The organism is Halalkalibacter sp. HAAS-P013, from assembly GCF_056619925.1.
The window spans coordinates 26,055-38,878 of record NZ_JBWQTU010000009.1 but is presented as its reverse complement, the minus strand read 5'-3'; the positions used below and the strand labels follow the sequence as shown (position 1 = coordinate 38,878).

General features: G+C 36.3%; 12 protein-coding genes. 9 read left to right on the top strand and 3 right to left on the bottom strand.

Annotation, left to right across the window (positions count from 1 at the left end; all coding sequences use genetic code 11):
* Positions 1-112 precede the first annotated feature (112 nt).
* Entirely contained in the window at positions 113-1,759 is a 1,647-nt protein-coding gene (locus AC1FXP_RS13310; RefSeq protein ID WP_480062139.1) for a putative polysaccharide biosynthesis protein, read from the top strand.
* Between the two features lie 163 nt (positions 1,760-1,922).
* On the opposite strand, the gene AC1FXP_RS13305 is transcribed toward AC1FXP_RS13310, so the two are convergent.
* Positions 1,923-3,146: an IS110 family RNA-guided transposase gene (locus AC1FXP_RS13305; RefSeq protein WP_480062137.1), complete on the bottom strand. Its 1,224-nt coding sequence runs from the start codon at positions 3,144-3,146 to the stop codon at positions 1,923-1,925.
* 392 nt (positions 3,147-3,538) lie between these two features.
* On the opposite strand from AC1FXP_RS13305, the gene AC1FXP_RS13300 reads away from it, so the two are divergent.
* From AC1FXP_RS13300 to AC1FXP_RS13285, 4 genes are all read left to right on the top strand, one after another.
* On the top strand, positions 3,539-4,012 hold the full coding sequence (locus AC1FXP_RS13300; protein WP_480062135.1) for a hypothetical protein: 474 nt from the start codon (positions 3,539-3,541) through the stop codon (positions 4,010-4,012).
* Positions 4,013-4,119: 107 nt separating this feature from the next.
* Positions 4,120-4,545 (top strand): hypothetical protein, encoded by a 426-nt coding sequence (locus AC1FXP_RS13295; RefSeq protein ID WP_480062133.1) that lies wholly within the window; start codon positions 4,120-4,122, stop codon positions 4,543-4,545.
* Positions 4,546-4,675: 130 nt separating this feature from the next.
* Entirely contained in the window at positions 4,676-5,155 is a 480-nt protein-coding gene (locus tag AC1FXP_RS13290; RefSeq protein ID WP_480062131.1) for a VanZ family protein, read from the top strand.
* Positions 5,156-5,259: 104 nt separating this feature from the next.
* On the top strand, positions 5,260-6,237 hold the full coding sequence (locus AC1FXP_RS13285; protein ID WP_480062129.1) for an HD domain-containing protein: 978 nt from the start codon (positions 5,260-5,262) through the stop codon (positions 6,235-6,237).
* A 121-nt stretch (positions 6,238-6,358) separates the two neighbouring features.
* On the opposite strand, the gene AC1FXP_RS13280 is transcribed toward AC1FXP_RS13285, so the two are convergent.
* Together AC1FXP_RS13280 and AC1FXP_RS13275 are read right to left on the bottom strand one after the other, a co-directional pair.
* Positions 6,359-7,432: an ATP-binding protein gene (locus AC1FXP_RS13280; RefSeq protein ID WP_480062127.1), complete on the bottom strand. Its 1,074-nt coding sequence runs from the start codon at positions 7,430-7,432 to the stop codon at positions 6,359-6,361.
* A gap of 361 nt (positions 7,433-7,793) precedes the next feature.
* A complete protein-coding gene (locus AC1FXP_RS13275) occupies positions 7,794-8,162 on the bottom strand; it encodes a winged helix-turn-helix transcriptional regulator (RefSeq protein ID WP_480062125.1) in 369 nt (122 codons plus the stop codon).
* Between the two features lie 222 nt (positions 8,163-8,384).
* Here AC1FXP_RS13275 and zwf point away from each other — a divergent pair, with 222 nt between their 5' ends.
* The 4 genes from zwf (at position 8,385) to AC1FXP_RS13255 (ending at position 12,814) form a co-directional block, all read left to right on the top strand.
* Complete coding sequence (zwf, locus tag AC1FXP_RS13270; RefSeq protein WP_480062452.1) at positions 8,385-9,845, top strand: glucose-6-phosphate dehydrogenase; 1,461 nt, start codon at positions 8,385-8,387, stop codon at positions 9,843-9,845.
* A 71-nt stretch (positions 9,846-9,916) separates the two neighbouring features.
* Positions 9,917-10,828, top strand: a complete 912-nt coding sequence (gene gnd, locus AC1FXP_RS13265; RefSeq protein ID WP_480062123.1) for a phosphogluconate dehydrogenase (NAD(+)-dependent, decarboxylating) — start codon at positions 9,917-9,919, stop codon at positions 10,826-10,828.
* Between the two features lie 415 nt (positions 10,829-11,243).
* Positions 11,244-12,128, top strand: coding sequence for a carbon-nitrogen hydrolase family protein (locus AC1FXP_RS13260; RefSeq protein WP_480062121.1), 885 nt, complete (start codon positions 11,244-11,246; stop codon positions 12,126-12,128).
* 20 nt (positions 12,129-12,148) lie between these two features.
* Complete coding sequence (locus AC1FXP_RS13255) at positions 12,149-12,814, top strand: GNAT family N-acetyltransferase (protein WP_480062119.1); 666 nt, start codon at positions 12,149-12,151, stop codon at positions 12,812-12,814.
* Positions 12,815-12,824 lie beyond the last annotated feature (10 nt).

The following is a 12,824-nucleotide window of genomic DNA, read 5'->3' as shown; positions in this document are numbered from 1 at the left end:
ATGAAGTAAAGGGCAGAATAGCTTAGGAAAATATTTTTTGAGGACTTTTTTTGAAAAGGAGTTATGTTATAATTTGGAAATGGTAATTAACTTATTAAAATGAGGTATTAAGATGGCAGAAAATAAACTTGTTAGGGGAACAATGTTGCTAACATCCGCTTCATTTTTATCTAGGATATTAGGTCTTATTTATGTTGTTCCTTTTACTGCAATTGTAGGACAAGCTGGTAACGCGCTCTATGGATTTGGATTTATTCCTTACACGGTGTTATTAAGTTTAGCGACATTAGGTGTTCCATTAGCAGTATCCAAATTTGTTTCAAAATATCAGGCATTAGGTGATTACGAAACTGGATTTCGACTTTTAAGGTCTGGACTTATTTTTATGTTGATAAATGGAATTGTTGCTTTTGTAATCTTATTTATTTCAGCTCCAATTGTTTCGAATTGGATAATAAGTGACCCAACTGAACTTCAAGGAAACACAATGGATGACGTTATATTTACCATTCGAATGGTAAGTGTAGCCTTGATTATTGTTCCGATTATGTCTATTGTTAGGGGTTACTTTCAAGGACATCAATCAATGGGACCCACTGCGGTCTCACAAGTGGTTGAGCAAATTGTAAGAATTTCTTTTATCCTTTCAGCTACATTTGTCATTTTACATTATATGGATGGGCAATTAGGGTTAGCAGTTGGATTTGCTACTCTTGGTGCGTTTGTTGGTGCATTAGGTGGTATGACCGTACTCATATATTATTGGTTTAAGCGACGTTCTGGCATTTTAAACCAAATCAAAGCTAGTAAAGTTAAACATTCTATTTCTACAATTGATATGTACAAAGAACTAATTAGTTATGCCATTCCGATTTCATTTGTGGGTTTAGCCATCCCACTTTTTCAACTAATAGACTTGTTTACTGTCAACAATGCATTAATAAATAGTGGATTAATGAAAAAGGGAGAAACAATCACTTTCTTTGCCATATTTACGCAAACTGCACATAAGATTATCTTAATTCCTATGGCTCTAGGTACGGCGTTTTCCATTACTTTAATACCAACAATCACAAAATCTTTTACTAAAAATGATTATGTCAATCTCCAAAATCAAATTACGAAAACATTTCAGGTCATTTTATTTTTGACGTTACCTGCTGCTTTTGGGATGTCAACTTTATCTTATTTTATATTTGGAACCTTTTATGGATTAGAAAATATTGAAATGGGTGGAATGGTTTTAAGGTATTATGCTCCCGTTACTTTACTATTCTCTATATTTGCTGTATCGAGTGCAATCTTACAAGGACTAAACAAGCAAAAGTATGCTGTGATTGCACTGATTTGTGGACTACTGATTAAACTCTCATTAAATTACATGCTGTTATACAATCTAAGACCACTTGGAGGAATTTTGGCTACATATCTTGGTTTCGGTGTGGCTATATCAATTACATGTTTAACTATTAGAAGATACGCAAATTATTCTTTTCGCTTATTAAAAAGACATGTCACTTTAATTTTATTTTTTACAGCGGTAATGAGCTTAACTATATATTTATCAAGTCAAAGTTTGCAATTAGTTATCCCTGCTGAAACTTGGATAAATACATTTATAGTATTACTAATAGGACTACTTATAGGAACTGGTATTTATCTTTTGTTAGGCTATCGGTATGGGTTAGTAAGTGATGTTCTTGGAAGTCGTTTAAGAGTTTTTAATAGAAAAAATAATAATGAGGCTAGTAAAGGATAAGGCTTTATAGCGCATTGCGAAGAGTTGTACTTCAACTACCATGAAAATAAACTTCTGTAACTTAGGAAAAACGGCAATACTGAATAAGACGCAGCTCATTCATTTTTTAAAAAAGGGGAGAGCGCCTGTTTCGTTGATATTATTTGAAGCTAAATGGACTGGATCAAGAGGCTTCTGATTCTGACAATGATACGGTGTAACCTAAACTTTCAAGTCTACGCAGCGAATGTCGAACAATTGATTGCTCTCTTTGCTTATCGAAGTAATCTTCGCCTAAGTCTACATACATTTCTTTACGGGTTAAGAGATAATAAGAGATACGTAACATGGCGTGGGCGACGACAATTCCTGCTCGTTTCCTACCTTTGCGCGATGCTGTACGCCTATACAGTGCGCCAAGGTAGTTTTTGGATCCTCTTACTGAATGAGCTGCTTCTGTTAATGCCGATCTCAGATACTTGTTCCCTTTTTTGGTTTTAGGAGACTTCCTTTTGCCAGCACTTTTTTTCTGTCCAGGTACGAGACCTGCCCATGAACACATGTGAGCTGCGCTTGGAAACTGCTTACTCACATCGGTTCCAACCTCAGATAAAATTTGTTCAGCCATTCGAGTAGCGATCCCAGGAATAGAATCTAATCGATCGATATCCTCTTGATAGGAGCTGACCCTTTTCGCTACTTCTTGATCAAGCATCTCAATTTCCTCACTTAAAAAATCAATATGCTTTATAATTGTTTTTAACATTAATCGTTGATGTGGACTTATATAACCTCGAAGAGCCAGTTCAAGATCAGTCTTTTTTCGTTTTAATGTACGTTGAGCCAAATTTGCTAGTTTTTCAGGATCATCTTCACCTTCAGCTATGGCACGAAGCATATTTTTTGAGGATACTCCCATAATATCTGACACGACAGAACCTAGCTTGATGTTAGCTCCTTCTAACACTTTTTGGATCCGATTATGTTGTCTCGCACGTTCCTCAATGATGCTCCGACGATAACGAACAAGTTCCCGTAATTCTCGTTGGTTTCGATCAGGTATAAAACTAGCTTTCAACAATCCATGACGAAGCAGCTTCGCGATCCATTCGGCATCATTTACATCAGATTTACGACCTGGAACAGCTTTGATGTGTTGGGCATTGACTACTAGAAACACAATGTCTTCACTCTCAAGTAAATTCACAATGGGCTTCCAATACACACTCGTACTTTCCATGGCAACGTGTGTACAACCATGTTCCTTAACCCAGTCGAGTAGTTTCAATAAAAACACTGTTTTCGTTGAAAATGATTGAATCTCCTTTCCTTTTGGAGTGATAATACATGCAGTGATAGAGTCCTTATGAACATCCATACCACATGCCCGTTCAATGATTACATCCATTGAAACCATCCTTTCTACGACTTAAAATAATGGAGGCTGGTGCAACAACCAGAATAGGATTAATCTACCATGAGTGCTTCCGCAAGGGAGCAACAGTCAGTGGTGCACCGTGGTCGAAGGAGTCAGACTAACGGATGGGCTCTACTAGCGCCATAGTGTATCGACCTTCCTCTCCCAGCCGTAGAATCAGTATTGACGGTTTTTAACCATTTTCATTCTCTGTGGTGCAGCGCCGATTTTGCGCTGCATGGATGGCTAACGGGAGCAATAGCTAAACAAGGTGAGGCAGCTCCTGTTGCGTTATAGAAGCTGGAAAACGGAAGAAGGAGTTACTTTTTTTTACCACATTGATATAGATGTTACGATTAATATTAATAAGTTAGGAGGGTGAAATGTTGAAAAATATACTTTATATCTATTTAATTTTTATATGTTTGTTAATGATAGGGTGTTCATCGGATAATGTTTCAGAGGAGCAAGAAGAGGTCATTGAACGGATTTCCTCTTATGAAAACCAGGAAGTAAATATAGAGGATTTAGTAACTTACTCTGATGGAGAAAGAACTGTATTTGTACTAAAATCTTCCAATAACATTCATGCTTATGTCTCAGTGAACGGAACGGTATTTTCGGGTTCTATTTTCAAATTGGAGGAAATAGAAGAAGAAGAGGTTATTTGGTCATACAGAATGGAACCAGAAGATGAGTTATATTATTTAAATGGAATATTTCCAAAAGAAAGGGAATATCCACTAACTGTTAATGAAGAACTGTTACATGCTGGGTACCTCCCATTTGAAAATTTTATTTATTTCATTCAATTTTATGATGATGACATAAAACCAGTAATTATCGAAGACATCTAAGTTTGTGAAGGGTTGTACTTAAACAAACGTGGTAGAAGAAGAAAACAATAAGAAAAGAAGAACAAATGAATGCTGAAATAATTGTTTTTTTGAAAGGGTGGTGTCTTATGTCTAAAAAAATATTAGGATTATTATTTTTAACGGTCTTTCTTACAGCTTGTGGAAGTGAAGCTAAGGAAGAAAAATTTTATTTCTTCGCAACATCCGAAAATTGGGATGCGGAAATGGAAGCAACACAATATCCTCCTCCTGAAGATAATATAGATATTCAAATAGAGTTTGTCTATACAGGAGAGGAACAGGAGGTTGAACAAGAAATCAGCTATGAACATACTATTGAATGGAAAGGTGATGGTCCTTCCATTGTCTCAAATAGTGAATTTTTACCTACTGAAGAAAACCCATATCAGATGCAATTAGCAGATACAGGGCTTTTAGGAGGTTATGAAGTTGGTTTTAAATGGATTACGCACATTCATTGGTTAGAAGATGGAAATGAAATGACCGAAGAACTAATATTTGAAGAGATGTAAGGCGTTATGCAGCTAACGGGGTGCGTTGATTTAACATGGTCAGCGCTTCTTGTTGTGCTAACGAGGTAAATAACTGGTTAAGAATAACAAACATCGCTTGGACATACCTTTTATTGAGGAGGTATGTCCTTTGAAGCTGTTAGTTGTTGATTTGAAATCAAAGTGGTGGCTTATTGTTTTAACTTTGTTCTATATTTCTTTGGTGTTATTCGTTAGCTTTGTAGGAGTCAGTTCGTTTTATCCAGGGAGACTTGATGGGAGTTATACTGGAGTGTCACATAATTTTGTCCCTTTTGCTACCATTGGCACTTACCTATTTAATATTCATAGCTATAACTTTGATGTTTGGTTTTATAATACTTTCGGTGTGTTGTTACTATTTATCCCAATAGGAGTTTTAATTCCACTCCTTTTACCTAAATTAAAGAACGCTTTGACAATAGTATTAATATTGATGTTTAGCCTTACTATTGAGTCAGTGCAATACGTTACGCAATTAGGTGTGTTTGACGTAGATGATATTATGTTAAATTCATTAGGTGGATGTATAGGTATTTTGGTTTTTAGTTATTTAAAAAGAAAGAGGTTATTGAACGAACGGGGGCGATAGCTTTATAAAGGTTATCGCCTTTCTCTTGTTGAAGTAACGGGCAGAATACTTTAAGAAGAGATAATGAAGTATTGCTCTATTCTTTGAATTTATGGGGGAGACAATTGATTATATCAGATGAAATTTACGGTAAATTTGAAGTAGATAGTATATTAGAGAAATTAATTTTAAGTGAGCCAATTCAAAGGTTAAAGGGAATTCATCAAGGTGGAGCAAGTTACTTAGTTAATGGAAAGTGGAATGTAACTCGTTTTGACCACTCAATAGGTGTCATGTTGTTAATAAAAAAACTTGGTGGAACAGTCGAAGAGCAGATTGCAGGGTTATTGCATGATGTTTCCCACACAGCATTTTCTCATGTAATTGATTTCGTATTTGAAAATAAGGAAGAAGACTATCATGAAAAAATATATAGTTCAGTTGTTGAAAACTCTGAAATCCCAACAATTTTAGCCAAGTATGATTACAATTATGAGGATATTTTGTTTGATGATACTAAGTGGACATTGTTGGAACAGCCAGCACCAGAATTATGTGCAGATAGAGTAGATTATACTCTTCGTGATATGTATGTGTATGGAAATATCTCGTTAGACGAAGTAAATTGTTTTTTGCAGAACTTAACCGTTGTCGAAGGGAAAATGTATCTTCAAAACATTGAAATAGCTGAATGGTTTGTCAAAACATATTACAAAGAAGTAATTGACTTCTTTATGGACCCTTTAAATATCTATGGCTATGATATATTGGCTAAGACTTTGAAACTGTCATTAGAAAAAAACATATTAAATCCGAATGATTTTCTTGGTAAAGATGATGAATTGATAATCAAAATAAAATCATCAGAAGATAAGGAATTACTGGGTTTATTAAGAAAACTCAATCTCAATGTGCAAGTGATAGAGGATAGAGAGAATTACCATCTACATCGAAAAAACAAACTTCGCATGATTGACCCTTCTGTTTTAAAAGATGGAGAATTAAAACCAGTGTCAGAACTACCAAAAAAAGTAAGGGTTATGAGTGAAATAGCGTATGAGAAAGCCACAAGAGGGATGTATGTAAGAATACTCTCTAACTAAGTACGTTGTTAAACGAAGGGGTGCGTTAGTTGAAGAAGCCGATATATCAAAACGCGATTTCCATAAATTAGGAAGTCTCTTTTTTGATACTAAATATCAACATTACCCTTTAACAGCGCCTTTAACAAAAAGGCAATTTAATTTTAAATGTACTCCCTATGCCTAATTGGCTTTCAACTTGAATAGTTCCGCCATGTTCTTCTATAATCTTGAAACTGATCATTAAACCTAAACCTGTACCGCTCTCCTTTGTAGTAAAGAAAGGTTCTCCAAGACGTTTTAAGTTTTCTTCAGAAATACCAGAACCTTCGTCAATAAAACGAATACAGAGTTCATTATGTTCTTTCTTGCATTCGATTTTAATAACTCCTCCATTAGACATGGATTCCATAGCATTTTTTATAAAGTTTATAAATACTTGTTTTAATTGATTTTCATTACAGTTAATCAGTAATTCTTCTAAATCAAATTCAGTAACCAATTGTATATTGTTATAGGTTGCTTGTGTTTCAAAAAGCGGAAGAATTTGCTTTAATAGAACATGAACATCTTGTTTATTGTATTGTGTTAAATGTGGCTTGGATAGTATCAGGAACTCATTGAGAATGGATTCTATCCTATCCAACTCTGACTCCATGACATTCTTGTACTCTTCTTTCATTTCTCCATTTTTCATTAGCTGAAGAAATCCCTTTAATGAGGTTAAAGGATTCTTGATTTCATGTGCAATTCCTGCAGCAAATTCCCCTACTGTATTTAATCTCTCTGTTCTCCTAAGAGCTTCTTCGTTTCTTTTATGTTTAGTGATATCTAATATATAACCATAGAAATGAGTAATTGCCCCATTCTCATCTCTAACTATTGTTGTATAATCATAGATCCAGACGATTTCTCCATTACTTTTTACAATTCCGTACTCTTGCTCGAACATATTGCGTTCACTTAAACTGTAGTTCGAAACCTCATTTGAAACCCGGAGTAAATCGTCTTCAGAAATGATATCCGCATACTTTATACGACTTAACAAAAAATCTTCTTTTTTATATCCTAAATTTTCTTCTACATTTGATGAGACATATTCAACCGGCCAATCCTTGGCATTTTTCCACTTAAATACCACTACTGGTCCTTGTAGAAAAATCTGATGTTCATCAAGAGAAACAAATTTTTTTTTTGCATAGACAGTTACTCCCATATGAATTGATTATTCATTATATTATACCTGATATATAACACTTAAAAATGTCGTTCTGCAAGCAAAAAGACTCTTTTTTTTTCGGTTCTAGTGCAAAACTGAGTGAATTTCATAATTTGAAACCCTTATCTCTCAATGGTTTCAAGACATAAAAAACAAAGCCCTAGTCAAAAAACTAGAGCTGATGCGGAAATTAATAAACGGTCGTTTATGGTACCCTTGAGAGAGGTTGAAGTGTTGATATATAGGCATATTCTCAACCACATGCAGGAATCTAGGAATCTTAATAATCCTGTTTTTCTTAACAGGTTTATCTCGCATTCATGGTGAATACGCAATTTACTTCCAAAGAGATTTCTTTCTATTTGCTAGATTTGACTTCTTCTTCTTCCTGGCTTTTCAAAATAGTTTCCATATAGTTCTTACCCCATTCATACATCGATTCGAGAATAGGCATTAGACTTTCTCCTTTTTCTGTTAGTGAGTACTCTACTTTAGGTGGTACAACGGGATAAACTTCACGGTGAATAATAAGATCGTCTTCCAGTTCACGTAATTGGTTAACAAGCATTCTTTGAGTAATACCAGGTATAAGAGATTTCAATTCATTAAAGCGTTTTGTACCTTCTTTTCCTAGATGCCATAAAATTAGCATCTTCCATTTCCCCCCAATTACAGAAAGGGTTAACTCTTTTTCACAGTTAAACTCTTTTATACAAATACGTCCCATGCATTTCCCCTCCATGTCGGTTATAGGTAACGGTATACTTTTTGATACTATATGAACATAAAGTGCGTACTTACAAGTAAATATTATACGCGTTATACTGATGTCTGTAAAGATATTGAAAAAGTGATAAAGAACTTAGGAGGGGATCTAATGAGTAAATTAGCTATTTCTCGCAGTAATTATCTAGAGGAGAATTCTTTTGATGTTTCAAATATGCTGGAACTGGATTCTATGACCTTTGTTTTATTTGGAGCAACAGGGGACTTGGCTAAGAGGAAAATCTTCTCTGCTTTATATAATTTATTTCTTGATGGAAAGATGCCTAACTCATTTTCAATTATTGGTTTAGGAAGAAGGGAATGGTCTGACTATACATTTCAAATCCATGTTGAACAGTCAATTAAAACATTCTCTAGGCGTTCGATCGATAATTCTTTAAAAATGGAAAAGTTTCTTGATGCATTTCGGTATTGTTCCCTGGATGTAACGGAGTATGAAGGATATAAAAAATTACTTGAAACTATTGAAAGACGTGAAGAGCAATTAGGGCTCCCTGAAAACCGCATTTTTTACTTATCCGTTGCACCGGAGTTTGTGGATGTTATTACGTCAAATATTAAGGAAAGCGGGTTAAGCTCTAAAAAGGGGTGGAAGCGTCTCATTATAGAAAAACCATTCGGACATGATTTGAAATCAGCTTTAGAGTTGAATGAAAAATTAAGTCGGACATTTGAAGAGGAGGAGATTTATCGCATTGATCATTATCTTGGCAAGCCGATGGTCCAGAATCTTGAGGGATTAAAATTCTCTAATCCTGTACTTAAAGCGTTTATGAATAATCAGTACATTGCCAATGTACAAATCACAGCCAGTGAGACGGTTGGGGTTGAAGAGCGATCTGATTATTATGATCAGGCCGGAGCTATCCGAGATATGTTTCAAAATCATTTACTGCAGTTGCTTATGATGACAGCCATGCATCTTCCCAACAAACTCAGCGCTAGAGAGGTCGGTGATGAGAAGAGGAAAATCATGGAATTTCTTCGGCCTTTGGGGAACAAAGGTGTCATTACAGATGTTATCCGGGGGCAATACGTTTCGGGAGAAATAGATGGCAGACCGGTTGTTGGTTATAAAGAAGAGTCTGGAATTGAGAATTCTTCAACTAATGATACGTTTATTGCAGCACGTTTATGGATTGATGATGCTTTATGGAGCGGAGTCCCATTCTATATTCGTACGGGAAAAAGAATGAAGGAAAAGTTAACGCGTGTTGTGATTGAATTCAAAAATCCATTAAAAGATCTGAATATGCTCCATCAAGATGTAATGATGCCGAATCTTTTGGTCATCCAAATTAGTCCGCACGAAGGCGTTTCACTACAATTAAATATGAAAAACCCATTAACGAATCAAATTGAGCCTGTCAATATAGAATTTTCAGCTAGTCCAAAAAATGTTCCAGAAGCGTATGAACTCTTGTTGTTCGATGCTTTGCGCGGAGATTCAACATTCTTTACCCATTGGAAGGAAGTTGAATTATCGTGGAAATGGGTACAACCAATTCTTGAATCATTTGAAGAAAATAGCCTTCCCCTTCATCCGTATCGTTCGGGTTCAATGGGTCCAGATGCTTCCTACGAATTATTGCAAGAGGATGGTTTTAATTGGTGGGATTTATAAATACTCGGAAAGGCTGAATGTTCACACGAAAAATTTGTCTTTTTATTAAATGACTTATAGGAGGGAACATCATGAAGGTCGGGTTAATCGGGTTAGGAAAAATGGGATTGAACCTAGGTAAGAATTTAATGGATCGTAAGCATGAAGTAGCCGTTTTTGATATAAACCAACGGGCTGTAGAAGAAATGGAAAAATACGGAGCTAAAGGTACTTCTAGTTTGTTAGAGCTTGTTCAATCATTAGAGCAGCCAAGAGTTCTTTGGTTAATGGTTCCCCATACAGTTGTTGATTCAGTGATTAATGAACTTACACCTTTTTTAAATAGCGGGGACATCGTCATTGAAGCTGGTAATTCCCATTATAAGGAATCCATTAACCGGTACAATCGGTTAAAACAATATGGTGTTAGCTTTATGGATGTTGGAACGTCCGGCGGGATGGAAGGTGCTCGTAACGGTGCTTGTTACATGGTTGGCGGCGATCCTGAATCCTGGAATGTTGTAGAAACTATTTTCCGTGACACAGCAATAGAAAACGGATATTTATATGCAGGAAAAGCAGGGAGCGGTCATTTTTTAAAAATGGTCCATAATGGAATTGAATATGGGATGATGGCTGCTATTGGTGAAGGGTTTGAGGTATTAGAGAAAAGCGAATTTGATTATGACTACGAAAAAGTAGCAAGAGTATGGAACAATGGATCAGTGATTCGTTCGTGGCTTATGGATTTAACAGAGCGAGCCTTTTCTAAAGACGCAAAATTAGAAGACATAAAAGGGATTATGCATTCTTCGGGGGAAGGGAAATGGACGGTTGAAACAGCTCTTGACCTACAAACAGCCACACCTGTAATAGCCTTGTCTCTATTGATGCGTTATCGTTCCTTAGAAAACGATACCTTTACAGGTAAAGTGGTAGCAGCTTTACGCAACGAATTTGGAGGGCATGCTTTAGAAAAAAGTGAGAACGCAATAAGATCTTAAGATAAGCAATTATTTGAAAATTATGTATATGGGTAGTGATAAACATTCATATGAAGAGGAGAAGGTTTCATGGCGATTTCTTTTGATTACTCTAATGCATTAGCGTTTATGAAAAAGAGTGAAATTCATTATCTAAATAATTAGTATTATAACTTCGGATTTTATTGATGGGTATTTTGTGTATTTAGATTAGATACCTTCTGAGTAAAAAGGTTGAAATACTTATAGGATTATATCCGGCAGGGGTTAAGAGTGCTTTTTATCGATGGTCGTGTTTATTGTAATAACGAAAATAAAAGAGACCATAGAGGGTCATTTATACCTTATAAGGACCTGAAGTGTCTTGATTCTCTGTATCCAGTACTTTCGTTGTTTAAAAATAAGGCATATAAAGGTGTTAAGAAAGGAGAAGGCTATGAAACTAAGAGTCTCAGCGATTCAATATCAGCTACGCACGATACAATCCTTTGACGAATTTGCCAAACAAGTAGAACATTATATGAAAACAACTAAAGAATTTGGAGCGGATTTTGTCATGTTCCCGGAATTTTTCACTACTCAGCTAATGTCTATTGGCAATCAGCAAGGCAATTCTTTGACAATTCAAGATTTGCCTGATTTTACGGAACAGTATCGGTCTTTATTTATAAATTTCGCGAAGCAAACAAAGATGCATATAATTGGAGGAACTCATGTCATTCGTAAAGGTGACCGATTATACAATGTTGCTCATTTGTTCTATCCGGATGGAAGAGTCGCAGAACAGGCAAAGCTTCATATCACTCCGACGGAAGTGAAGGAATGGAACATGACCCCTGGTGAAAGCCTAGAAGTGTTCAAAACTGACAAAGGAACAATTGCCATGTTGACCTGCTATGACATCGAATTTCCGGAAATTGTCCGAATGGCGAAAGCGAAGGGGGCTGATATTATTTTCTGTCCTTCATGTACCGATGACCGTCATGGATTTCATCGTGTTCGCTACACTAGCCATGCGAGAGCCGTTGAAAATCAAGTGTATGTCGTTACTACCGGTACAGTTGGTTCCCTTCCTACCGTTGACTTTATGCGAGGTAATTTTGGACAAGCAGCAGTGATTACGCCAAACGATGTTCCATTCCCTCCCCGAGGTATTCTAGTAGAAGGTGAAATCAATCAAGATATGATTGTAACGGCTGATTTGGATTTAGAGCTGTTATATCAGGTTCGTGAAAGTGGTTCTGTCACCACATGGCGTGATCGTCGTACCGATCTTTATCCAGATTGGGAACCCAAAAAAGAACTCATCGCACAAGTGTAAGTAAGTAAGGAGGAGTCGTCGTGTATCGAAAAGAGTTTTTTGTCTTCGACGAGGATCATCCTACGCTGGCGGTGATCCGTAATTATAAAGAAGAGGATTTTTCTGGTTTAATTCGCATTCAACAGGAAAGTTTCCCTCCGCCATTCCCATCTGAATTATGGTGGAATACGGAGCAATTACACAACCATGTTACCTTGTTTCCCGAGGGCGCGTTATGCATTGAGGTAAATGGTGAGATTGCGGGTTCAATGACCGGGTTGCTTGTTGACTTTGACCCAAATTATCCGGAGCATACATGGGAAGAGATTACGGATAATGGCTATATTAGCAATCATAATCCTAATGGAAAGACTCTTTATGTCGTCGATATTAGCGTGCGGCCTTCCTATCGAAAATTAAGATTAGGAAAATGGCTAATGCTAGCAATGTATGATGTTGTCGTTCACAAGGGGCTGGACCGGTTGTTAGGCGGAGGCAGAATGCCGGGGTATCATAAAAAAGCAAAGGAGATGACGCCGGTACAATACCTTGAGGCAGTCGTAAAAGGGGAACTAAAAGATCCTGTCATCACCTTTTTACTTCGCTGCGGCCGTACTCCTATTAAAATAGTAGAAAACTATTTGGAGGATACAGAGTCTTCCAATTATGGAGCGCTCATGGAATGGAAAAACCCTTTCTATACATGAATATTGAAAC

Coding starts and splice junctions, on each gene's coding strand:
- AC1FXP_RS13295 (WP_480062133.1), top strand. CDS start 4,120: ATGTCTAAAAAAATATTAGGATTATTATTTTTAACGGTCTTTCTTACA.
- AC1FXP_RS13260 (WP_480062121.1), top strand. CDS start 11,244: ATGAAACTAAGAGTCTCAGCGATTCAATATCAGCTACGCACGATACAA.
- AC1FXP_RS13300 (WP_480062135.1), top strand. CDS start 3,539: ATGTTGAAAAATATACTTTATATCTATTTAATTTTTATATGTTTGTTA.
- AC1FXP_RS13280 (WP_480062127.1), bottom strand. CDS start 7,432: ATGGGAGTAACTGTCTATGCAAAAAAAAAATTTGTTTCTCTTGATGAA.
- gnd (WP_480062123.1), top strand. CDS start 9,917: ATGAAGGTCGGGTTAATCGGGTTAGGAAAAATGGGATTGAACCTAGGT.
- AC1FXP_RS13275 (WP_480062125.1), bottom strand. CDS start 8,162: ATGGGACGTATTTGTATAAAAGAGTTTAACTGTGAAAAAGAGTTAACC.
- AC1FXP_RS13310 (WP_480062139.1), top strand. CDS start 113: ATGGCAGAAAATAAACTTGTTAGGGGAACAATGTTGCTAACATCCGCT.
- AC1FXP_RS13305 (WP_480062137.1), bottom strand. CDS start 3,146: ATGGATGTAATCATTGAACGGGCATGTGGTATGGATGTTCATAAGGAC.